Below are 23,647 nucleotides of genomic sequence, written 5' to 3'. Positions count from 1 at the left end.
CGTAATGCCTCACGGGAAAATGTAACCAAAGGGTAATCGTTGCCTCATAATTGATGTTACCGAGATAAAGTACATAATTGGTGAACCTTCTGATCTATGGACTTACGAAGAGTAACTGGATTTAGCTGAACATACAAATTGGTGAGGTTGGCTTTGATCTGGAAGGGGATCAGATCAGAACCGAGAACTCGTTGGTAGGGAGTAGCCGCTTTGTCATAGAGTTTGATAATTCGACCATCAACATACTCCTTGGAGATAAGCTTAAGCACTGGTTGAAAGAAATTGAAATAGAGACTGAGATCAGAGTAAATACTCTGCAGAAGATTATATCCAGAGAGAGTATCAAAGCGGTCATAACCGACCAGATGACGTACCACAGACCAATTCTTCTGTTCGACATGAGCCTGATCATTCTTGCGATAAGGGCGAGAGCGTGTAAAAGTGATCTTTTCAAATTGGCAGTATTGGAACAACATCTCATTGATGAATTCGCTGCCATTATCTGAATCAAGCCCCAATAGATCAAACGGGAGGCGTTCTTGCATGGCCACAATAGCCTCCAGAACCGTCTGTCGGCTACGCGGGAAGACTGCCTGGCACTCGGTCCACCCCGTGCAAATATCCACGCAGGTCAATGTATTTACGAATTGACCTGCGGCTGTATCTCCACAGTGAGCTACAAGGTCAATTTCCATGAACCCCGGTCTTTCCTCATTCCAGGGGGTATAGGTACGTACCGGAATTGATTTTTTAAGGAGTGTACCTGGTTTTGTGGTGCTTAGCCCATGAGGACGCACGTCATATCTTGAACTCAAACACCGGTCTATGCTGGACCGGCTCATTTGCAGCAGTAACTTTTTTGTCTCTGGCGATATGTGGATTTCGTTATTCCGTTCAAGTACCTTTACGATTTCTGGCAAAAATGGCTTTAGACGCTTCGAACAAATCTGACCACATATTTCCCAGATATACTCCAGGGCCGTGACCACCTCGCCTTGATAGATTCTCCGTGGCCCCGGTTTCTTTTTGGCTCTTGGTTTTCCCGTCCTACCCAATACTCGTATCGCATACTTACGATGATATCCCGTGATGGCGACTAATTCATCCAGTATTCTTGCTTTTTCTGTTTTGTTCCCTTTTTGATAGCGGGGTCGGATGGTTTCTACTAATTCTCGCTTGCTTTGTTGACTCATCATAGCTCCCTCGGCAGCTCTCTATTCTCTGCCCAAGGTAACATCTATTGTGAGGCAACGTTTCTCCTAAAGTTACTTTTAATTTGAGGCAATGCGATATTAATCCCTCCGTGCGTTAAGTGAAGACTGAAGGTAAAATAAGAAAGAGATTAATCCACTTACGTCTCGATACCATCAGGAGGAAATTTAATGTTCCAGACAATTATTATCGCTGGCAATTTGGGGAGAGATCCTGAAATGCGGTATACCCCTTCAGGACAGGCGGTCACCAGTTTCAACGTTGCCACCAATCGGAATTACACAGATTCCAATGGACAACAGGTAAAAGAGACGACCTGGTTTCGGGTATCTGTTTGGGGTAAGCAGGCCGAATCTACCCACAATTACTTAAAGAAAGGCAGCAAGGTAATCGTCGAAGGACGTCTTGTCTCCGATCCGGCCACGGGTGGACCTCGCATTTTCAAACGCTCTGATGGTTCATCGGGAGCCTCTTTTGAAATCAGCGCGACAAACGTGCGGTTCTTGAGTTCTCGCACCGAAGGTGGTGAACCCGCTATCGGTGGTGAAGATATCGAAACAGGCGCAACTTCTGCCGAAGACGATCTTCCCTTCTAGGAAAATTATGATAAAAATGCAGGCTCTTGAATCCATCAGCGAACGGTCACATAAAGATTTCGACACCCGGACAAAGGTACGCGATCAGGCGCTTGCACAGGCACGCCAGCTCACCCGGCATGCGGCCCACACTATTCGGGCTATTCACCGCGGCGAAGCAGAAAATGCCGAACAGGAATTATCACAGGCCAGGGAACTGGTTGAAGCCCTGAAAAGGGATCTCGCTGGCTACCCTGACCTGTTCTACGCAGGCTATACACAGGATGCCATTAAAGAATTCACGGAAGCCAGCATCACTGTGGCTTTGATCCTGAACAAGGACCTTCCATCTCCTGAAGATCTGGAAGTGGAAACTTCCACCTATTGGAATGGATTGGCTGAAGCTGTGGGGGAATTACGCCGCCGTTGTCTGGATATTCTTCGCCAGGGATATTCCGATGAAGCTGAAAGGCTTCTGAGCTGTATGGATGAGATCTATACCAATCTCGTGACTATGGATTACCCCGATGCCGTGACGCAGGGATTGCGCCGTCAGACTGACCTTGTACGCAGCATTGTTGAAAAAACACGTGGAGATCTGACATTAAGCCTGCGCTTTCAATTGATGGAACATGCACTGATTGAATATACCCAACGGGTAAACGAAGCCGAATAAACTACATAAGAAACACGGTTTTATTTTCTGTCTGTACAATCCCTTATAATACCCGTATGGATACGAACACTCCTTCTCCCAGAAGGTTTGCCATTGTGTGTCACCCCGGTCTGGACGATGCTTCCAGCATCTCGAAGGCAGTCGCCAGTTTTCTGCTGGATCATGGCGCACTTCTGGCTGACAGTGGTTCGATTTATCAGGAAGACCTGAGGGAACGAATTTCTGTTGGAAATTACGATATGCTGATCTCCCTCGGGGGAGATGGCACCATCCTTCGGGCCGGGCATATCGCTGCCCCACGGGATATTCCCCTGCTGGGGATTAACCTTGGTCACTTCGGATTCCTTTCTGAAGTAGGCCGAGATAACTGGCAGGCATCGCTGGAAACCATATTAAGCGGGCATTATCGCCTGGAAGAACGTATGATGCTCAAAATAGAGCACTTCCGGGGTGATACATTACTGGGAAACTGGCAGGCAATTAATGAGGTAGTGATCTGCCGCGGGCAATTTGTTCGCCCCATTCAATTGACAGCCAGTGTCAATGGGTATAGAACGTCCACATATGTTGCTGATGGGTTGATTGTTGCCACACCAACAGGATCCACCGCGTATGCACTGGCTGCCGGAGGCCCCATCTTGCCGCCTGAAATGCGCAACCTGTTGATTGTACCGGTTGCTCCACACCTCTCCATGGATCGTGCCATAATCCTTCCGGAAGGGGTAAAAGTTGCCGTTCAGGTCAATACAAGCCATGAAGCAGTTCTCAGTGTTGACGGTCATGCACCTGTGGTAGTGATAGACGGTGACCGCGTGGTAACGTCTTTTTCTGAGCATGTTTTCAAAATGGTACGTCTAAAAGACCCCGGTTATTTTTACCGAAATATCACGTTATATATGGAACACAACCCAAGCACGGAAACTATCAAATGACCATACTTCCACCGACGCCAATGCATTGCGCTAACCATCCAGACCGAGAGACTCTTTTGCGCTGTAATCGCTGCGATAAACCCATCTGTGTGGAATGTGCCGTACAAACGCCTACAGGGTATCGCTGCAAAGACTGTGTTCGAATGCAGCAGAAAAAATTTGATACCGCCAGACCACTAGACTATCTGTTTGCCTTTTTGATTGCAGGCATTCTTTCCTTTATTGGAAGCCTGCTGGTTGGATTTGTCGGATTTTTTTCGTTACTACTCGCACCCGGTGTCGGATGGGTTATTGCAGAAGTTGTCCGAAAAGCCACCGGACGGAGACGCAGCAAACCATTATTTCAGGTGGCAGCCGGTTCAGCCGTACTGGGTGCGGTGGCCAATCAGCTTCCCCTTCTGGTAATGGTCCTTTTGGGTTATGCAGGTGCAGGATATGTTTTAAGTCTGGTGTGGCCCGCTCTGTATGCTGCCATTGTATGCACAACAGTTTATGCCCGTTTGAGCGGCATTCAATTAAGGTGAATCATGCTGCAGGAACTTCGCATTGAGAATTTTGCCATCATCCAGAAATTGCAATTGGAATTCAATTCCGGTCTGGTTATCTTCACCGGTGAGACTGGCGCTGGCAAGTCCATCATTCTTGATGCCATTGAAGCTCTGGTTGGTGGAAAAGCGGAAGCCGGCATGGTGCGCAGCGGCGAAGAAAAAGCCATTCTGGAAGCCGTGTTTTCAACCAATTCTCAGGTAGATGAAATTTTAAATCGGGAAGAATTGGTAGACGATCCCGGTTGGGTTACGCTGAGCCGCGAAATCCGTAAAGAAGGAAGAACCTCCAGCCGGGTAAACGGCCGGTCTGTCAGCCAGAGCCTTTTAAAAGAGATTGGCTCTCTGCTTGTTGATATTCACGGCCAATCAGAACACCTTTCTTTATTAAATACGAGGCAGCACATCCTGCTGCTTGACAGGTTTGCCGGAACTTCTGCTCAACTATCAGATTATCGCGAAGAATTTCAGCGTCTGTCAGGTATACGCAAGAGATTGTCTTCCCTGCGGAATCAGGAAAAAGACGCTGCCCGTATGACAGACTTGCTCAAATATCAAGTTAATGAAATTGATTCAGCCAGGTTGAAACCCGGGGAGGTTGATGATCTGGTAATCGAACGAGACCGTCTGGCCAATGCAGAAAACCTGGCTACTTTTGGACAGGATGCCCTGCGTGTTCTGGATGATGGTGAAGCAGATGCTCCATCTGTTACAGACCTCTTTGATCAGGTAGTGCGGGCTGTCTCTTCCCTGGCCCGGCTTGACCCTTCTATGAATGAAGCGTTAGAGAAAGCCGAATCCTCTGCAGAAAACATTGCAGAACTTAGCCGGATACTGCATGATTATCTCGATCAGATTGAAATCAATCCCCGCCGATTGGAACAAATGGAAGACCGGCTGGAATTGATCAAGAATCTCTGCCGCAAGTATGGCGGAGATGAAAATTCTGTGCTGGCCTTTGCAGAAGATGCACGGCGTCAACTCGAGTCTATTGAGCATGCCGGGGAACAAATCGAGCAACTCGAAGAAGAAGAAAAAAAGTGCCTTGCAGATCTTTCACTCAAGGCGGTTGCTCTCAGTAAAAAGCGCAGACAGGCAGCCGGAGATTTATCCCTGGCCGTGGAGCGTCAGTTGCAAGACTTGCATATGCCGGGCGCCCGCTTCACAGTGGATATTCAATCACAACCAGATTCCTCTGGCCTTATGGATGAGAACGGAAAACCTGTGCGATTTGACCAGACCGGCATTGACCAGGTGGAGTTTCTGATTGCACCAAATCCCGGTGAAGGGTTGAAGCCGATGGTAAAAATCGCTTCAGGCGGCGAAACCTCGCGTTTAATGTTGGCTTTGAAGAATGTTCTGGCTCATGCCGATGACATTCCCACACTTATTTTTGATGAAATTGACCAGGGTATTGGCGGACGAATCGGAACAACAGTAGGGGAAAAACTCTGGCAGGTTGCCCGGTCACATCAGGTATTCTGCGTAACCCACCTGCCGCAATTGGCTGCCTTTGGCGATCAACATTTGACAGTGGGTAAGAAAATTCACAATGAACGAACCTCGACAGAAACCCGGGAGTTGGTTGGCGACGATCGCGTGCGTGAATTGGCTCTGATGCTGGGCAGTCCGGGTGATGCAGGACTGGAATCGGCCCGCGAAATTCTGGCAGAAGCTGCACGTTTTTCCCAATAATCATGCTTAAAATTCTTGTTCTCGGCCCGCCGGCCGTACTGATTGATGATAAACCACTGGATATTCAACGCCGGCAGTTGAGAACATTACTTTTTTTCCTTGCCTGTGAACCAGATGGGGTCGGACGGGACGAACTGATTAATCGGTTCTGGCCTGAAAAAAAAGAAGCAGATGCTCGCCGCCAACTACGAGAAGTATTAAGCAAACTTCGCCGGCAGCTGCCTGACCCGGAAACATTGCAGACAGATCATGACAGAGTCTGGCTGAATCCTCAGCTTGTATATATTGATTACAGTAATTTTTTTAAAGTGATTGCCTCGGCAGAAAGTTTATTCAAAACCTCGCATGACAAAACCACCCTGTCTGACTCCATGGTGGATAACCTGAAGCAGGCTGTTGAGCTCTGGCGATCCCCTCAATTTTTGGCCGGCGCCCGGATCAGTAATTCCCATGAATTTGATGATTGGATTCAGGCAAAAACATCCACTCTGGAATATCACAGACTCCAATGTCTGGAACGGTTGGCCGATCATTTTACAAGTATTGGAGACTTGGATAAAGCCATTCTCTATGTAAATAAAGCTTTGGAAGCGGATGCTTTAAATAACATTTTACAAAGACAGATGCTTTCCTTGCTGTATGGCGCTGGAAGAATCAGTGAAGCACAATCATATTATTCCTATCTAATGGAACTTTATCAGCGAGAGTATGACAACGAATTACCTGGGATTGAAAATTTCGATATTGGTGATGGATACCGAAATCCTTTTGAAAATAGATCACCTAATATACTTACTCCATTAACTTCCCGTAATTTAGGCCACATTTTTGTCGGCAGAGTGAATGAGCTGGAAAAGCTCGAAAACGCATATAGTCAGGGCGGTGTATTAATCATCATAGGGGAAATCGGATCGGGAAAAACAGCTTTAGTCCAACGAATGGCGGCATCGTTATTGGACAAATCCCGACAATTCTATATCGCCTGCCGATCTCAGGAATTCAATCAACCCCTTCAGCCATTGATCAACCTGGTAAGGGAGTTTATTGACCAAAATGAATTGAACAATCTGGACGTCCGTTGGCAGAATGCATTATCCATCATTTTCCCTGACCTTTTCAAGAAAACCGATTATCCGATGGGAAACAGAAGCAGTATGTCAAATGAGACGCGGCTGGAACTTTTTGAGGCTTTCCACCAGTTGTTCCTACTCGCCAGCCGGTCATCCAGAATTCTTCTTATCTTTGACAATATTCAATGGTGTGATAGTGACACCCTTGAAGTATTGATGTTTCTCACCCGGCATGATTTCTTCAAACAGCATGGTTTTTTAGTGGTTCTATCTCGTACCGAAATTGAGAACCCCAAGATACACGATATACTGATGGTTGATAAAAATCACAGTGTTTTCCCCAGAATTAATATGTCACCGCTTTCCAGAGATGATATTTCAACTCTGGCTCAAAATATCTTGAATCAAGAACCAACCGGTAATTTTGTTGCCAAATTACAAAAAGCCACAGGCGGAAATCCATTATTCATTATTGAAACATTACATGCATTACAAATTTCTTCAACCAATGCCGCTATTTTCGCTCAGGACAATATTCCTCTGGCAGAGAGTCTGACATCAGTATTTGTGGAGAAAGAAAGAAATTTAAGTGACGATGCTCGTGAAGTCCTCTCAGTTGCTGCAATCTGTGGATTAGAATTTCAATATGACATATTGGATCATTTGTCTTTATTCGAATCGGCTGATCTTGTTCGATGTTTGGAAGAATTGGAAGAAAAACGCTTCATTCGTCCATTAAAGAGTGGATCCATTCTGGGGCAATATTCATTTATCCATAGTCTGTTACGAGATTCACTCTTATCCCGTTTATCACCGGCCCGACAATGCTATTTACATGAGATTATTGCCCTGGCCATCATTGCATCGAAAGGATCACAAAATAACCGGCAGGCAAGCATAATTGCCCGCCACTTTGAGGCCGCCGGCAAACCCGTTTTAGCCTTTCAGTACTGGATAAAAGCCGGGTTATATGCCCGAAGTCTTTACTCCATCCAGGAAGCCTACAATGCATTTGGTATGGCTGATCGAATCAAGATTGAAAATGAGCAAGACATCCCTGAAGAAGATCTGTACGAACTCTATTCGAACTGGTGTGATCTGGCATATAGCATAATGGATATCACGTCTTTACAGGAATGTTCTTATGCTATGTATGAAACCGGCGAAAAACTGCATGATGATTTATTAACCGGTGCCGGCTTAAGCGGATTGGCTCTTTCAGCAATTTTCAAAATAGAAATTGATAAAGCTCTTGCTTATCTCGGTCAAAGCATACAACTGTTGTCAAAAACTGATAATTTGTACGAAAAAGTTATGGCCTTTTGTCGGTTAGGCATGGCATATTCCGTCGGGTTGATGAATGACAAAGCGCTGGAAGCCTATAAGGAAGCTATAAACCTCGGGAAAGGTTTGCCCAATCAAACGGTACGTCAGGCGGTGGTGTATGTTCAATACCTGTTAACAATCCTGAACTGCCTGATGGGAATGCCGGAGAATGCCCGAGTCACAGGCAATCAGGGATTAAGAAATGCTTATTTATTAATTTCACGTCCTACAGCCCAATCAGACGCCCACATTGCGCTTGCCATGGCCGCCTATTATTGCGGTGCGTTCGACGAAGCCCAGAACCATTTAAGGCTCAGCCGAAAAAATCTGGAATCTTTTGAGAATTCACGCACTACGGCTTTGATTAATATATTGCAGGCACGCATCTATTACCATTCCGGCCGGTTTGATAAGAGCTGGGAACTGGCCAGTCTGGCGCTGCAAATCTCTGAAGAACACGGGTACTTTGAAAATATTTCTGAATCTCATTGTGTGCGGGGAGATGTTTTTCTCAGCCTGCAAAACTTTCCGGCTGCCATAAAAGAATACACAACCGGTTATGAAAACTTGCTGGACTCCTTTCAGGGATTAAATTGTTACTACCGTTTAGGGTATGTTACAGCTAAAAATGGTGATTTTGAGCGTGGGATTCACATCCTTGAAGAAGCTATAGCTATGTCAAAACAGGCTGGTTTTTACTATATCTACCTGTCTGCACGCTATTTATTATCAATCCTCATGATGGAGAGTGGAAAAGAAGCCGAAGCTCAATCCATGCAGGATGAGATTATCAAGGAAGCATCCACTCGCGGACTTTCCATGGTGGTTTTCCCTGAATCTCAACAACAGGGAGAATTTATTTGTGATTCCATCGATAATGCCCAGGCGGAGATCATTATCTCTAATCTTATGGGTAAACCAGAATTTTCTGACGGAAATTGGGCAGGCCTTTTTTCAGAGAAATTGTCAAAATCTCCGGTGGCAACAAAACACTTTGACTTGCCGCGTTTCATCCGCTTTTTAAACAATATCCACACTCAAAAAGATGGGTAATATTGTTATTTCGATGGGCGATTCTGTTTCTTAACGAAATCTCAAGGAAAAAACCAATAAAACGTCCACGTTTTGTCAACGGTATCGATGTATACTATCTGAGGTTAACATCGAAATCATCTGCGCAGGTAGAGGGAACCAGCGCAAAAAGGTCGGTAGTGAATCGGGAGAAAACACTATCGACCTTTTTTTAGTTAATCCACTTCCAGGTGTGCCACAGTTACGCCTTCACCACCCTCATTACGCAAACCATCTTCCCAATGACTGACATGCGGCGATTCGCGCAGGGCATCACGCAATACCTGTCTCAATTTCCCAGTTCCTTTGCCGTGAATAATACGCACAAATGGCATACCGGCCAGATAAGCTGATTCAATATACCTGTCTAATGCAATCAGGGCATCTTCTGCGCGTTGTCCGCGCAAATCAATTTCCATTCCGGGTGAAGGCGCCAGGGTACTTCCTGCCCCGGAAAACGAGCGTGTGGGAGTTTCATGAGCTGAGGTGGTAGATTGCCCGGATGATGTGTCTGTGCGCCGGTCAATTTCACTTCTTCGAGTACGCATACGCATGGAACCAACCTGTACTTCAACATCATCCGAGCTGATGCCGCAAATAACCCCTTCCATACCAATAGACCGGATGCGCACCTTTTCACCTAATCGTAACCCTGTTGTATTGGGGGTAAATTCTGTTTTTCGTTCAACCGGCTTTTTTACACTTTCCTGAAGGGCATCCAGGGCGTCTCGCGTTTGTTGAAGAGCTTCAACAGGCTGTCGTGCACGAGACAGTTCTTTTCGTACCGAAGCAAGTTCCTCTTCGAGTTCGGCGATTCTTTTTTCCCCTTCAAGACGGGCTTTTTCCAGTATATCCCGCCGCTCGTCTTCAATTTTGGCCAGTCGTTCCGTCAATTCACGATGTTTCTTTTCAGATTCCAGCCGTAACTCTTCAGCCAATTGCCGATCTTTTCGAGCAAGATCTCGTTGGGAATGGATCTCATCCAGAAGATCTTCCGCACGCATATCTTCCGGACTGGCCGATGATCTTGCTTCGGCAATAATGGTTGCCGGCAGACCTATCTTTTCTGCAATCAAAAGGGCATTTGACCGGCCTGGCAACCCAATATTTAACCGGTAGGTCGGCCTCAAAGTTTTCAAGTCAAATTCCATGCTGGCGTTCATGGCGCCCGGTGTGGCATGAGCATACACTTTGAGCTCAGGGTAATGGGTGGCGACCAGGCAGGTAATTCCCCGGGTGATTAAATTAGATAGTATCGCCCGGGCGAGTGCAGCTCCTTCCTGTGGATCGGTTCCAGCGCCTAATTCATCAAACAGCACAAGGGAAGCCCTGTCGGCGCGTTTCAAGATATGGACAATATTCCGGATATGCCCCGAAAAGGTGGAAAGCGATTGTTCAATGGATTGCTCATCACCTATGTCGGCGAAAATCTTCGGAAAAACATTAAGAGTAGAACCGGATTGAACCGGAAGATGTAGTCCACTTTGTGCCATGAGCACCAGCAGACCAAGGGTCTTTAACGTAACTGTCTTGCCGCCTGTGTTCGGCCCGGTGATGACCAGAGCGAAGGTGTTTTCATCGAGCACGAGATCAATTGGTACGACACTGGCCGGATTGAGCAGCGGGTGGCGTGCCTGGTACAGTTTGACGGTACTACCCGGGTGATGATCCGGCTTATTCTGTTCGAACGATACAAGCACAGGCTCCACAGCATGGATTTCCTGGGCATATTTGGCGCACATAAAAGCAAGATCCAACGAAGCCAGGCTCTCTACCACAAGGCACAACGCCTCTGCATGTTCGCCGATCTGGGCAGATAACTCAGCCAGAATCCGCCGTTCCTCTTCCTGTTCCTGCAGGAGTTGCTCCTGCCAGTGGTTGTTCAGTTCCACCGTGGCGAGAGGTTCCACAAACAGAGTGGCACCTGAAGCAGATTGATCGTGAACGATGGCTTTTATTCGACCCTTATAATCCGCTCTGAGGGGAATGACATACCGTCCGTTACGCTGGGTAACAATACCTTCCTGCAACATGACAGATGTATGACTATCGTTGATTATCCGGTCTAGCTTGGCCATCAGCCGTTCATGAGCTGCCTTAACTTCCCGCCGCACGGCCGCCAGCTTTTCAGACGCCTGATCCATCACTTCCCCGCGTTCAGAAATACAACCCGAGATGGCATCAATCAATCCAAGTCCTGGCGCCAGAGGTATGGCCATCTGAGTTAAATGGGAGTAGGCTTCCCCCGAATGGTCAAACACTCTTGAAAGGTCTCTGGCAGCCGCCAGGGTGGTTTTTACGCTTAATAATTCAGCCGGGGTCAACACGCCGCCCCTTCTGGCCAGATTCACCAAAGGACGGATATCGACAGCTCCACCAATTCCGGTAGAATCATTCACACTCAATAAGTGAACAGCCTCTGATGTTATTGCCTGACGGTGGCGGGCTTCCTCGAGGCTGCGGGTAGGACGGAGGGCCAGTGCCAATTCTTGTGAAGCACTGAATGCAGCAAAACCGGCCAACCGCGAAAGGACTTTATGATATTCAAGGATTTCCAGTGTTTTTTCGTCCATATCGTTGAGAGTGTATCATAAGTCACTAGTACCAGTGACACAATTCACCTGGGATAGATAATGGCAAACCTGTTATGAAAATCGATTCCGCTTTTATGTTTCGCCTTGTTTGCGGCTTTTTATTGATTATGCAAACAACAGCCCGATTGTGGATGGCACAGCAAAAACCACCTTCATTAAACAGCCGATTTGAAGAAAAAACTCGCGAACAGCTCTTCATTCGTCTTGCCGGTGTTGCCGTTTCACTATGCTATTTATACGTGTTTCTGCCCGATACAACATATTTTGATTTCCATATCCCGATCGTACTACGCTGGATAGGAGCCGGATTGATGCTGGCGGGCAATATACTTTTCCTTTCCGCGCGGTCAGCCCTGGGGACCTTCTGGTCAGCCGAATTGGAAATCCAGCCCGGTCATCAATTAATACAAACCGGGATTTACCGGTGGATCAGGCATCCCATGTATACCGGATTCCTGTTATTTGGTGAGGGTATAATCCTGCTTTCAGCCAATTTTTTTTGTTGCATTTATCTGCCAATTACGACCGCCATGATCTTTACCCGGCTTCCCACAGAAGAAGCCATGCTTGCCAGAGAATTTGGCAAGGAATTTGAGAAATATCGTTCTCAAACCTGCGCCCTCATTCCGTGGATCTATTGATCCCCAACATCCCTTTTTCATCGGAGCGGATCCTTGACACAGAAGAAACGATTATTGCTTTTTGGTTTGATCCTGTTGGCACAGGCGATCTATTTACCGCTTAACCGCGGATTGCAGAATGGTACAGCCCTTAACCTTCCAATTGATAACCTTATCCCCATTTATCCCGTGTGGGCAGTTCCGTATGTACTCTGGATGGTAAGCTGGTTCGCGCTCTGGCTGTGGGCAGCCTTTAAAATGCCAGAAAAGTTATACAGGCAAATGATCATCTCTGGACTGGTAACCATCGTATCTGCTATGATCTTCTTCTTGCTTGTTCCCACATATGTCCCGCGGAAACCGGTGGATGAGATGGCATTTGGTGCCATTTTCCTTCAACTTTTATATTCGGCTGACGGCCTTTACTGTGCCTTCCCTTCAGGTCACATTTACCTGTGTGCATTAACCGGTTATTTCTTTTCAAACTGGTTTCCCAAAACCAGATGGCTTTGGGCAGGCATTCTGATGATTGTCGGTCTTTCCACTCTTTTTACCGGTCAACATTATGTAACAGATCTTCTTGGCGGATTGATATTTGCCGGATTTGGTATTTTGATGGGAAGAAGATTAATGACAATTAAGAGTTTGTCCAGAAAGCTGACAAACTGGTAATCCCCTTCTTAACGAATCATTAATAAAAGAATACAATCCCGACATGCATTCATTATCGGGTATTTCATCGAGCTTTAAGACCAATCTCAAACTGACATTCATCGCATTACGGCATCCAAATTACCGGCTCTGGTTCTACGGTCAATTAGTCTCATTGGTAGGAACATGGATGCAGAATACCGCCCAGGGATTTCTGGTATACCAGTTAACAAATTCTCCGGCTTTTCTGGGGTACGTTTCTTTCGCCTCCGGTATTCCCTCTCTTTTTTTTACCCTTTTCGGCGGAGTGATTGCCGACCGGATTTCGCGCCGATTGATGATCATCATCACGCAGGCATCCATGTCCGTTCTGGCATTTATTCAGGCGGCTCTGGTTTTTAGCGGATTGATCCAACCCTGGCACATCATGATCCTGGCATTTCTGCTGGGAATAGCCACAGCATTTGACGCCCCCGCCCGGCAGTCTTTTGTGGTTGAAATGGTCGACCGTGAGGACCTGACCAACGCCATTGCCTTAAATTCGACCATGTTTAATATGGCAACAGTCGTCGGTCCGGCCATTGCCGGTCTTGCTTATGCCTGGCTGGGACCTGCCTGGTGTTTTACGATCAATGGTATTTCCTTCATAGCCGTAATCACAGCATTGGCGTTGATGAAACTTCCTAAAAGGGTTAATACGCCTGCACCCGGTAATGCCATGGAACAACTGAAAGAAGGTCTGGATTACACTCGCAGGAGCCCGATTATTTTGGGACTGTTCGCGCTTGTGGGTACGGTGGGGATTTTCGTCAGCGGTCTGTTTACCCTGATTCCCGCCTGGGCCGTAGATGTGTTGCACGGCGATGCCACCACCAACGGTCTAATGCTTTCCGCCCGTGGATTCGGTTCAATGGTAGGTGGTATTTGCATCGCCTATCTCAGCCGTTTCCACATCCGGGGGAAAACCATGACCGTTGGCAGCATGGTGCTGCCAATTATCATGGCTGTCTTTGCTTTAATTACAGATATTCCATTATCACTGGTACTTCTTTGCCTGATCGGATTCTGCTTCATGCTGGTGATTAACAACATCAATTCCCTTACACAAACGTCTGTTCCAGATGAACTCCGTGGAAGGGTAATCAGCATCTATATCATGGTTTTCTTTGGATCACAGCCGATCGGATCATTGATTGCCGGACAACTGGCAGAAGCCACCAGCGAGACATTGACCGCCCTCATCTTTTCAGGATGTTTGCTTGTGAGCGCCGTGCTGGTATTTCTACGCCTGCCCAAATTGAAAACCGTCCCCTAGGATTTGATTTGACAGTTGTAAACTACTGGTAGATTCGCTATTATTGGAATACTCATCTGTTGGACCTTTCCATAGGAGGTAAATATGGTCATGTCCGTGCTGGAAGCGTTTGTCCCTGCGAGGAAATGGGAAATGCTCAAAGCAGAATTTCGACATTCCACCGAACTCCTCCCGCCGCAAATTTGTGAAACCATTTTGATCCAATCCATCGAGGATCCGACGCTCTGGAAAGTTATTACTATCTGGCATCAGAAACGCCATATCAAACGGCTGCAAGATGTCATGTTGAGATGCGGTGCTGCAGAAATATTTCGGTCCATCGGTGTTGAACCCAGGCAGGGGTTGTTCAATATCATGATGACAGCTCAGGAAACCGATCTGGGCTCAGATCTGGCTGAAACACCTCTTTCAGATATGTTGATGGCGGTGGAAGACACTCCGTAAGTGCGTATAATTGCGGAATGCCTTCCATCATTATCGCTTCACGTAATCCTGTCAAACGACAGGCAATTCTTCGTGGATTTAAGCAGATTTTCCCCGGAGAAAATTTTGAGATAACTGCCGCAGAAGCCGCTTCTGGTGTATGCGATCAACCGGTAGGCGACGATGAAACCCGACGTGGTGCTTTGAATCGTCTTAATGCCATTAAGTCACAATATCCTCAGGCAGACTACTGGTCTGCCATTGAAGGTGGAGTGGCGGATGTGGATGACCGTCTATCCGCATTCGCCTGGATTGTGATCGCCAATCAACAACACATGGGATGGAGCCGCTCGGCGTCATTTTTCCTGCCGGAAAATGTGGCGGAGTTAGTCAGGCAGGGTGTTGAATTGGGCGAAGCAGATGACCGTGTCTTCGGCCGACAAAACTCCAAGCAGATGAATGGCGCCGTTGGTATTTTGACCCGCGATGCCGTAGATCGCGAAGAGTTGTATACCCACGCCGTCTTGCTGGCATTAATTCCTTTTTTAAATCCAACCCTGTATTAAAACGCCCATCATCAGATAAAAACAGGCTGCCTGACCTTCAATTATCTGCATCGTCTCCAAACAGCTGGAGCCATTCGTCAATCTCATTCTCATCCAACTCAACCTGATTGGTTTTTTTGCGTTTCTGGGGCTGGGGCTGGGGCGGCGGCAAGACCAGATTTTGGGCAAAAACCCCGCTTGGAATGACCTCTGCCCGGTGATTGCGGGCTTCCGTCTGTACCTGGCGGTCAGAACTGACCACTGCCACACCACTCCCCTGAGGAATCTGTCCAAGGCGCTGCCGGATGGCTTCGTCAGCCGTCTTCCCCCTGACCACAAAATGCGCCGTAATGCTTCCAAAATTTTTCGTCCCTGCCCAGCCTGGCGCAGCACCGTCGAAAAAGACTTCCATTTTTACTTTTTTCCCCCGGGCAAAATCCTGCAACAAACTCAATAGACGCATCTCATCATCCATCTGTTTCAGACTCAACCCCCGGACAAATGGAATAAGATTATGTCCATCAATCAAATACAGCATGGCGGGTATTGTATCGCCAAAATTGTGCTATTATTCCATCAGTCTGTTATGAATCCCTGGAAGCGACTCCTGTTCTACCTGATATTAAACGCCATTGTTTCGGCGGTGACCACATTGACCGTTCTGACCATCTGGGATCGGAACCATCAAACTGCGGCTGTCATCCAACCTGTCTCGCAACTGGCAGCTACCGTCACCCAGCAGGCGGCCAGCCTGAAAATCAGCACCCCTTCTCCCGCTGTTACAGCTGGTTCTGCCGGTACGGTTGTTGCGACCAAACCCGGTACGCCAGCAGAAGTTGGCACAGCCACTCCAAAAGCTGCAGCGAATACGGGAGATATCCAAATTGAAAATGTATTTGGCGTAGGCGATCTGAACACAGAAGTGGTACTTCTCAAACGTACTGGAAATGGCGAACTCTGGCTGACTGGTTGGCGTTTGGAAGATGAAAATAACCATCGTTACGTTTTACCGGAATTGATGTTAAATAAAGACGGCGCCATCAAAGTCTATACCAAACCCGGCACGAACAGCGTTATTGAATTGCACATGGGAATCAAAGAAGCCATCTGGTCTTCCGGCGAGCTGGTTTCCCTGATGGATCAAAATGGGGCTGTGCGTGCCACCTACAGGATACCTTAGACCTATGGATGCTCTTCACATCATTGCAGAAAATAAGATCAAAGAAGCTCAATCAGATGGTGTTTTTGATCATCTCGAAGGTTCGGGAAAACCGGTCAATATTGAGACTATTCACCCGGCCGGAGATGACCATTACATGGCTAACCATATTTTAAAAGCCAATCATTTTCTCCCTGTCTGGCTTGAAGACCGTAAACAACTCCAGTTAGAAATCATGCGGGCTCAACAACAGTTGAAAAATACCGTCATCCTGTCACCGGAAATCCGGGATTCGATCGAGCAATTGAACCGCCGCATTTCCGGGTACAATTTGCGCGTCCCTGTTGAATCTCTGCGGCTCATGCCTGTTCCCATTCCAGGCGAGTGAAAGCAGGTTTTGATATCCCACAGGGAATCTCTTTATTGAGCTGGTGAAACATGTCTCAGGCACTATACCGTAAATGGCGCCCTCGTTTATGGGATGAAGTTATCGGCCAGGATCAGGTCGTAAAAACCCTGCAAAATGCAATCCGGGGAGAACGGGTGGGGCATGCCTATCTATTTGCCGGGCCGCGCGGCACTGGCAAAACCACCACTGCCCGTCTGCTGGCTAAAGCCGTCAACTGCCTGTCGGAAGATCCGGCCAACCGACCCTGTGACGTTTGCGAAAACTGCAGGGCCGTAAACGAAAACCGATTTCTTGACCTGATAGAAATTGATGCCGCTTCCAATACCAGCGTTGACGATATGCGCGATCTACGCGATAAGATCAACTTCTCTCCCTCCCAGGGTAAATACAAAGTCTATATTATTGACGAAGTTCACATGCTTTCAACAGCCGCATTCAATGCTCTGTTGAAAACTCTGGAAGAGCCCCCGGCGCATGCCATTTTTATTCTGGCAACCACGGAAATTCATAAAATTCCTGCCACCGTGCTTTCCCGGTGTCAGAGGCATGAATTCCGCCGAATTCCGGTTCCAGAGATCACCGGGAATCTGCGCAAACTGGCTGATGGTGAAAAGATCGGAGTGGATGACGATGCTCTCACACTGATTGCCCGGCAGTCCACTGGCAGCATGCGCGACGCCATTTCTTTACTTGATCAGCTTTCATCTACTGGAGAACATGTCAACCTTGCCCTGACTCAGACCGTTCTGGGTACGGCTGCCCTGCAGGCTGTGGTTGATCTGGTGGATGCCTTGATTGCTGAAGACCGCGCCGGTGGGCTGCAAATCATTCACAATGCACTGGATGGCGGCAGCGATGCCCGACAGTTGGCACGCCAAACCGTTGATTATCTGCGAAACCTGCTTCAAGTGCGTGTGGGCAATGAAAAGATCGTGGATGCAACCATTGAAAACCGTGAAAAAATGGCCTTGCAGGCACAGAAATTTACAATAGCCAGGCTGGTGGAAACCATCCGTCTGTTTAACGCTGCTGCCGGTGAAACCCGTTCCACCTGGAATCCGGGGCTTCACCTTGAACTGGCCATAATTGCGTCCATTGAAGCCGCCCATCCGCCGGTGCAAGCTGCCGTTCAACCGGCTGAATCTGAAGTCAACCTGCGGGATATGAAAATGCCGGAATTTCAGGCACCTTCACATCCGGTTAATCGGACTGTAGAACCATCTGCAGTGATGAAAACATCCCGGGAGGTATCAGCCTCTTCTCAGTCAGGCATAAAAACAACCCCGGTCCCTCAGAATCCAACAGGGAAACCCCTGTCCGGGTTATCTGCAGCGCCCGAATCCAGTGAACAACCTGCTGAGGCATCAACCACTCCGGGTACCAATTCTCTGACCATGGAAGAATTGCAGAAAGCCTGGCCGCAGATACGTTCAACTGTCAAAAAAGCCAAAGCTCAAACGGATGCATTACTTCTCTCTGCAAAAAAGATCAGTCTTGAAGGCAACCGTCTGATTCTCACTTTTGCCAGTGATATTGTGAAACAAAAAATGGAAAATGACGATAACATGGAGATGACCCGCCGGGCCATCTATCATGTGACGAAAGCCAACCTGCAAATCGTTTGCACGGTTGCCGGTGCCAAAACCGCCAAAACAGACCGGGGCGAAATTGCCCGCGAAGGCCTGCTCGATGCAGCTCTCAGTCTGGGCGGGCAGATTAAAAAGGACTAAGGAGAAAACCATGGCGAAGGGATTCAATCGACCAATGGGTATGGGTGGGGGCATGGGCGGCGGCGGAATGATGTCGCAATTCAAGAAACTTCAGGAGCAAATGGAAGCAGCCCAGGCCCGCCTGACCGAAATGACAGTTACATCCAGTGTGGGCGGTGGAGCCGTTCAAGTCACCATGACAGGCGATCAACGCTGTAAATCGGTGATTATCGATCCGGAATTGTTGAAAGATGCCGATGCCGATATGCTGCAAGACCTGATCTTAAGTGCGGTAAACCAGGCATTGGATAAATCCCGCGACCTCACCTCACAGGAAATGGGTCCTCTGGCCAGCGGATTGCCGTTCTAGTCTATGCCTATCCTGCCTGCTCCAGTTACCAATCTTTCCACAGCGCTCGAACGTTTGCCGGGAATCGGTCCAAAAACCGCCTCACGATTAACATTTTTTCTTCTGCGCTCGCCAGACGATGTTTCGCGTCAACTGGCTGAGGCGCTGCTGGCATTGAAGAGCTCGACAGCTTTCTGCAAAGTATGCTTCAATATCACCTCATCCAGCCAGGAAGTCTGTGACGTTTGTGCCAACCCCAAACGCGCCAACGGAACCATCTGTGTGGTGGAAGAACCACTCGATGTCATTGCCATTGAATCGACAGCCGCTTTTTCAGGCCGGTATCATGTACTGCATGGTGTGCTGTCACCCATTGAAGGCATTGGACCAGAGCATTTGCGCATCCGAGAATTGCTGGAACGCCTGCGTACTGAACCAGTCACTGAGATCATTTTGGCCACCAATCCGAGCATGGAAGGGGATGCCACTGCACTGTTTCTGAAACAACAGCTTGCCCCTCTGGGTATTCGCATGACCCGGCTGGCACGTGGTCTGCCTGCGGGTGGCGATCTGGAATACGCCGATCAATCCACCCTTCTCCGCGCCCTGGCTGGCCGTCAGGATATGTAAGTCAGCCTTTCGTACGTAATAACAAACGAGCCCATTATCAAATGGGCTCGTTTTCTTTTTTTATCGTTTGAAGGCCGGAATCAATCGATTCTCCAGACCGGCTTTCACAGTGTAATACGGCAGCCAGACAATACCGAACAATTCGGTATAGATGTCTTTTTTCGCCGGGGCGATCGATGTTTCCTGTACATCTTCAGCCACTTTTGCCCATTTATCCCTCACAGCAGCCTGGTCATTTTCTTTGTTCTGAATTAGCGCCGCCTTTTGAGCTTCCAGAGCAGCCATGTCCTGTTTTTCCTGTGCAACCCGTGATTCGGCTTCTTCTGCCATGCGGTGTTTATTAATTGTCGATGATCCACCGGAAATCGCCGAACTGATTCCACTCTTCTTTCCGCCCAGTATCCCCATGAGAACATTACCCACTACGCTGGCGCCTTTGACAATTTCATCGGTGCGGCGGGCAGATAACTGACTTTCTTTCTGTTGAATCTCGAGCTGTTGTTTCTTGATTTTGCTTTCTAATGCCGTATATTTTGCGGCGTAATCACGGTCAATCTTATCGAGCTCACCTCTGGCAACTTCTTCCGCCGCTTTCTTGCAGGAGGCAATGAAGTCTTCTTTACTCATACCGGGAGCCGCGTTCATTTTCAGCGACTTGTTGGACAGAATGGTTAATGCTCCGGTGCGGTAAGCCCAATCTTCAAAATCATTTTGAAGCTGTCCAAGCCGTTTAATATCCGTCAGCCAGCCAGGCATGGCGTCATACAGGGCATCTACCGGAGCCCGCTGCGCTTTCAGGTTCTTAATATCCTGTTCTGATATTATAAAATCTTCCCAGGTAATCCGCCCTGAGACTTCATCTTCCACCAGACAGGCAATGCGACGGGATGAATCCAGGTTGAAACTGCGTGAAAGATAATTCACCTGTAATTGAGCCAGCAAGGCCGGTTTATAAATCAACCCGCTCTGTGGCCCAGATGCATTTGATTGTTTTGCCGCCTCGCTGAATGATACCTCTGCCGGCAAGAACACCTCATCCAATCCCTGAGGAACTCCCGGACGGGTGGATGTGTAACCATTTGACGCCGCAGCAGCGGCCTGCGACATGGGCTGTCTGGCAGAAGCGGCTGGAGCTGCTTCTGCGGAAATATTTTGAGAAGCTCTGGGAGCCGGTTGTTCAACAGGAGCTTTCGCACCCACCAGGGCATTCAATGCCGGAATCTGTGTTCGGGTCAATGGACCGGCGAGATAATTCAGGCACCAGCGTGTGCCAATGAGAATCGGAGCTTTGGCATGTACGTTTTGTACAAGGAAAACACGTTTCCCAAGACCCGAAAGGAGCTTGTCTACTTCACCCCGGTCAACACCACCCGCAGCGCTGGTCAGACCATCCAACAGGCGGTTTTTATCCTGTTCAGTCTGCAAGCGTCCGATCACCCAGGTTCCAGCGTTGGATAGTGCCTTGTAATCGAGGTCAACCGGGTTCTGGGTGGCTAAGACCAAACCAACACCAAATGCACGGGCCTGTTTTAACATCCGCAGAATCACTGTTCGCGACGGTGGATTGGCCACCGGCGGAAGGTAGCCCATGATCTCGTCAAAATAAACCAGAGCCCGCAAACTGCTTGTCCCCCGCTGAGTCCGCATCCATGATTCAATGGAGGAATAAAGCATGGTCACAAAGAACATGCGCTCACTGTCGCTCAGGTGCGCGATGTAGAAAATACTATGACGCGGGCTGCCATCTGCTTTGTACAGGATTTGTTGAATATCGAGCGTTTGACCGGTCAGCCAGATCTGGAAAGATGGTGACGCCATGAAATTATTCAACAACATGGATAACTCGGCGCGGTCTTTTGCCGGGAAAAAGCCATCCACCGGCAATGCACCCAGTCGTTCAAATGGGGGATTTTGCACCTGCAAGATCAGATCCGAAAGCTGGAGTGTTTTTCCATTGCTCCAGGCCGTCTCAAGCAGGTTGGAGATCAGTATATGTTCCCGCGATCTCAGGGGATCAATATCCGTCACACCTACAAGTCCCAGCAATGCTGTGACGATGCTGGCGATTTTTTCACGAAGAATTTCTTCATTCCCCGACCAGGGAATGTCGGGTGATTGGAAAGAAGCCAGAATATTGATTGGTACACCCGATGAGGATCCGGGAGTGTAAACCGTAAAATCAACAGACGATTTCAGTTTTTCCAGTTGTTCTTTTCCCAATCCGTAGTCCGCCAGACCTTTTTTCCAGGAAGCTGCTGTTTCGGCTGCCATTACGTCCACCGTCTTACCTTCCCGTCGGGCAGCATCCGGGTCTATCCAGGGTTGAAAATCGGTTGGAAGCAAATCAGGAAAATGCAACAACAGGTTAGTAAGGTCGCCTTTCGGGTCAACAGATATGGCCGGAATGCCTTTCAAGGCAGCTTCTTCCAAAAGGCTGATACAGAAACCAGTTTTGCCAGAACCAGTCATGCCGGTTATGACAGCATGTGTTGTCAGATCCGCCGGATCGTACAGATAGGGATCGGTTGTGACTTTGCCCTGTTTTGTATCAAAAATCCGTCCAAGGTAAAAATTCTGTTCATCGCCCATGATTCACTCCCTGTTGTTCAATATGCGTATTTCGATTTTATCTTCAAAATCTCTCCATCACAACCAAATGTCACAAAGATGGCATAATGGATGCATAGCCTGGCAGGTGAGGTGTCTATGAAAATCAAAACAGCATCTATGATCAATTTGATCACCATACTTCTGGCAGCCTGTGTGAACATTGATCCCGTTCAGGGAGCTATGAATCCCACCAGGATCCAAGTACAGGTTGTCGAGCCTACCACTGAAAAAGTCAGCCCAGCCGCAGCTCAGCCTGCTGCACCAACAGCAGTGCAGGCAGTTTCATCGGAAAAACCAGCTCAAGATGCCTGGTTGATCGCCCTTTTGCAGGAAGACAATACTCTTTTGCGAGGATTAAGTGCCACAGGCCAACCATTGCGTGAATTAGGTGCGGCAAGTGGGAGAGAACATTTCGCCGGTTCATCTGACCCGGCTCATCCGTGGTTCAGCCTGTATTCCCCCGATGATGACAGTCTGAATATTATTAATGTCCTGGCCGAATCCCCGGCAGAACTGCTTGTCACTCTTAAATCCAAAGAACTTCCGGAAGAAAAACGAGCTTTACTGAAGACAGAGTTTCTGCGCACTGATCAGCCCGCCCAGGTTTGGTCGCCGGACGGGACCCGATTGGCCTATTTAGATGTACCATCCGGTGATAAAACCCGCCTGATGCTATTTGATACAGCCACAAAGACCTCAACCGTATTGAGTCAAGCCACGGAAGATGTGGTGGCACCTGTCTGGTCGCCGGATGGCATGTGGGTTTTGTATCAGACCATCGATGGGTTCACCGCTCAGGGCTTACCGCAGGTGACTTCGATGCATGCCGTCCGTTCGAATGGCAGTGAAGACAATCTGCTTTATGAACCGACCAGCCTGAGGGAAACAGTGCTTGGCTGGGCAGGGCCGGAGATTTTCGCTGTCCAAACCATGATGGAGCGAGGCAACCTTGACCTTCGCCTGGTCAGTATTAAAGATGCGAGCAGTTTGAAAATGGATGTCGGGTTGGTCAAAAATGCCAGTTGGGATGCGAAAATGCAATCAGCGTTTTACCTGCTGACATCCTCGGAAACCAATAATGAGCAGCCTTCGGGTGTTTATACCATATCGGCTACCGCTCCACAGGCTATGGTTTTGCCGGGCAAATGGGAACAACTACAATACTTCACATCGTCCGGGGTTCTGGCAGCCTCCATGCCGGGTGAGGTGGGAATGATCCATCCCAACGGAACGATTACGAGCATTAAAGGTGTTGATTCACCTATAACAATCTCTCCTGATGGACAATTTTATGTTTTGAACAACACCAACGGTAGTGTTTCAATTTATGGAAAAGAAGGAGCTTCCATAGGACAGTTATCAGAAAAACCACTGCAGGAAGCTTTCTTTACCCCTGATAGTCAGAAAATATACTTTACCGTTAGTTCACAGCTATTCATAGCCTCAGCACCGGATTGGAAACCTCAACCATCCACAGATGCAACGAGTCTGTTGGGCTGGGTGGGATTCTGATCGGGTATTACCTCAGCAG

The 23,647-nt window shown here is 48.2% G+C and carries 21 protein-coding genes; 17 read left to right on the top strand and 4 right to left on the bottom strand.

Features of this window, described 5'->3' with window-relative positions; translation table 11 throughout:
* Positions 1 to 56: 56 nt before the first annotated feature.
* A complete protein-coding gene (locus LTAR_RS09550) occupies positions 57 to 1,196 on the bottom strand; it encodes an integrase catalytic domain-containing protein (RefSeq protein WP_081419793.1) in 1,140 nt (379 codons plus the stop codon).
* Positions 1,197 to 1,382: 186 nt separating this feature from the next.
* Here LTAR_RS09550 and LTAR_RS09545 point away from each other — a divergent pair, with 186 nt between their 5' ends.
* The 6 genes from LTAR_RS09545 to LTAR_RS09520 are packed head-to-tail and all read left to right on the top strand — an operon-like array spanning position 1,383 to position 9,084.
* Positions 1,383 to 1,808 carry a single-stranded DNA-binding protein gene (locus LTAR_RS09545; RefSeq protein WP_062421991.1) on the top strand — a complete coding sequence of 142 codons (426 nt, stop codon included), beginning with the start codon at positions 1,383 to 1,385 and terminating at the stop codon, positions 1,806 to 1,808.
* A 7-nt stretch (positions 1,809 to 1,815) separates the two neighbouring features.
* Complete coding sequence (locus LTAR_RS09540; RefSeq protein ID WP_236686597.1) at positions 1,816 to 2,463, top strand: translin family protein; 648 nt, start codon at positions 1,816 to 1,818, stop codon at positions 2,461 to 2,463.
* 56 nt (positions 2,464 to 2,519) lie between these two features.
* Positions 2,520 to 3,395 carry an NAD(+)/NADH kinase gene (locus LTAR_RS09535; RefSeq protein WP_081419920.1) on the top strand — a complete coding sequence of 292 codons (876 nt, stop codon included), beginning with the start codon at positions 2,520 to 2,522 and terminating at the stop codon, positions 3,393 to 3,395.
* A complete protein-coding gene (locus tag LTAR_RS09530) occupies positions 3,392 to 3,919 on the top strand; it encodes a B-box zinc finger protein (RefSeq protein ID WP_139044482.1) in 528 nt (175 codons plus the stop codon). Before LTAR_RS09535 ends, LTAR_RS09530 begins: the two co-directional genes overlap by 4 nt.
* Positions 3,920 to 3,922: 3 nt before the next feature.
* Positions 3,923 to 5,635: a DNA repair protein RecN gene (gene recN / locus LTAR_RS09525; protein WP_062421988.1), complete on the top strand. Its 1,713-nt coding sequence runs from the start codon at positions 3,923 to 3,925 to the stop codon at positions 5,633 to 5,635.
* Between the two features lie 2 nt (positions 5,636 to 5,637).
* Entirely contained in the window at positions 5,638 to 9,084 is a 3,447-nt protein-coding gene (locus LTAR_RS09520) for an ATP-binding protein (protein ID WP_062421987.1), read from the top strand.
* A gap of 194 nt (positions 9,085 to 9,278) precedes the next feature.
* Here the strand turns inward: LTAR_RS09520 and LTAR_RS09515 are convergent, their stop codons facing one another.
* On the bottom strand, positions 9,279 to 11,675 hold the full coding sequence (locus tag LTAR_RS09515) for an endonuclease MutS2 (RefSeq protein WP_062421986.1): 2,397 nt from the start codon (positions 11,673 to 11,675) through the stop codon (positions 9,279 to 9,281).
* 74 nt (positions 11,676 to 11,749) lie between these two features.
* Between LTAR_RS09515 and LTAR_RS09510 the strand changes: the two genes are divergently transcribed.
* The 5 genes from LTAR_RS09510 (at position 11,750) to yjjX (ending at position 15,271) form a co-directional block, all read left to right on the top strand.
* Positions 11,750 to 12,337 carry a methyltransferase family protein gene (locus LTAR_RS09510; RefSeq protein ID WP_062421985.1) on the top strand — a complete coding sequence of 196 codons (588 nt, stop codon included), beginning with the start codon at positions 11,750 to 11,752 and terminating at the stop codon, positions 12,335 to 12,337.
* Positions 12,338 to 12,370: 33 nt separating this feature from the next.
* Complete coding sequence (locus tag LTAR_RS09505) at positions 12,371 to 12,988, top strand: phosphatase PAP2 family protein (RefSeq protein WP_062421984.1); 618 nt, start codon at positions 12,371 to 12,373, stop codon at positions 12,986 to 12,988.
* Positions 12,989 to 13,031: 43 nt separating this feature from the next.
* Positions 13,032 to 14,282 (top strand): MFS transporter, encoded by a 1,251-nt coding sequence (locus LTAR_RS09500; protein ID WP_062421983.1) that lies wholly within the window; start codon positions 13,032 to 13,034, stop codon positions 14,280 to 14,282.
* 84 nt (positions 14,283 to 14,366) lie between these two features.
* Positions 14,367 to 14,726, top strand: coding sequence for a hypothetical protein (locus LTAR_RS09495; protein ID WP_062421982.1), 360 nt, complete (start codon positions 14,367 to 14,369; stop codon positions 14,724 to 14,726).
* 17 nt (positions 14,727 to 14,743) lie between these two features.
* A complete protein-coding gene (yjjX, locus tag LTAR_RS09490) occupies positions 14,744 to 15,271 on the top strand; it encodes an inosine/xanthosine triphosphatase (RefSeq protein ID WP_062421981.1) in 528 nt (175 codons plus the stop codon).
* Positions 15,272 to 15,308: 37 nt separating this feature from the next.
* Here yjjX and LTAR_RS09485 read toward each other — a convergent pair whose 3' ends face one another.
* Positions 15,309 to 15,788 (bottom strand): NYN domain-containing protein, encoded by a 480-nt coding sequence (locus LTAR_RS09485; protein WP_062421980.1) that lies wholly within the window; start codon positions 15,786 to 15,788, stop codon positions 15,309 to 15,311.
* On the opposite strand from LTAR_RS09485, the gene LTAR_RS09480 reads away from it, so the two are divergent.
* Genes LTAR_RS09480 through recR form a run of 5 tightly spaced genes read left to right on the top strand, consistent with a single transcriptional unit; the run spans position 15,765 to position 19,506 of the window.
* Positions 15,765 to 16,430: a lamin tail domain-containing protein gene (locus tag LTAR_RS09480; RefSeq protein WP_062421979.1), complete on the top strand. Its 666-nt coding sequence runs from the start codon at positions 15,765 to 15,767 to the stop codon at positions 16,428 to 16,430. The genes LTAR_RS09485 and LTAR_RS09480 overlap by 24 nt on opposite strands.
* Positions 16,431 to 16,434: 4 nt before the next feature.
* Entirely contained in the window at positions 16,435 to 16,797 is a 363-nt protein-coding gene (locus LTAR_RS09475; RefSeq protein WP_062421978.1) for a DnaJ family domain-containing protein, read from the top strand.
* 50 nt (positions 16,798 to 16,847) lie between these two features.
* Entirely contained in the window at positions 16,848 to 18,548 is a 1,701-nt protein-coding gene (dnaX, locus tag LTAR_RS09470) for a DNA polymerase III subunit gamma/tau (protein WP_062421977.1), read from the top strand.
* A gap of 10 nt (positions 18,549 to 18,558) precedes the next feature.
* Entirely contained in the window at positions 18,559 to 18,897 is a 339-nt protein-coding gene (locus tag LTAR_RS09465; protein WP_081419918.1) for a YbaB/EbfC family nucleoid-associated protein, read from the top strand.
* Positions 18,898 to 18,900: 3 nt separating this feature from the next.
* Positions 18,901 to 19,506 carry a recombination mediator RecR gene (gene recR / locus LTAR_RS09460; RefSeq protein ID WP_062421976.1) on the top strand — a complete coding sequence of 202 codons (606 nt, stop codon included), beginning with the start codon at positions 18,901 to 18,903 and terminating at the stop codon, positions 19,504 to 19,506.
* 60 nt (positions 19,507 to 19,566) lie between these two features.
* Here the strand turns inward: recR and LTAR_RS09455 are convergent, their stop codons facing one another.
* Positions 19,567 to 22,095 carry an ATP-binding protein gene (locus tag LTAR_RS09455; protein ID WP_062421975.1) on the bottom strand — a complete coding sequence of 843 codons (2,529 nt, stop codon included), beginning with the start codon at positions 22,093 to 22,095 and terminating at the stop codon, positions 19,567 to 19,569.
* A gap of 117 nt (positions 22,096 to 22,212) precedes the next feature.
* On the opposite strand from LTAR_RS09455, the gene LTAR_RS09450 reads away from it, so the two are divergent.
* Complete coding sequence (locus tag LTAR_RS09450) at positions 22,213 to 23,628, top strand: TolB-like translocation protein (RefSeq protein WP_062421974.1); 1,416 nt, start codon at positions 22,213 to 22,215, stop codon at positions 23,626 to 23,628.
* Positions 23,629 to 23,647: the final 19 nt, after the last annotated feature.

The organism is Leptolinea tardivitalis (assembly GCF_001050275.1).
Lineage (GTDB): Bacteria > Chloroflexota > Anaerolineae > Anaerolineales > Anaerolineaceae > Leptolinea > Leptolinea tardivitalis.
This window is presented reverse-complemented; position numbering and strand designations above follow the sequence as displayed.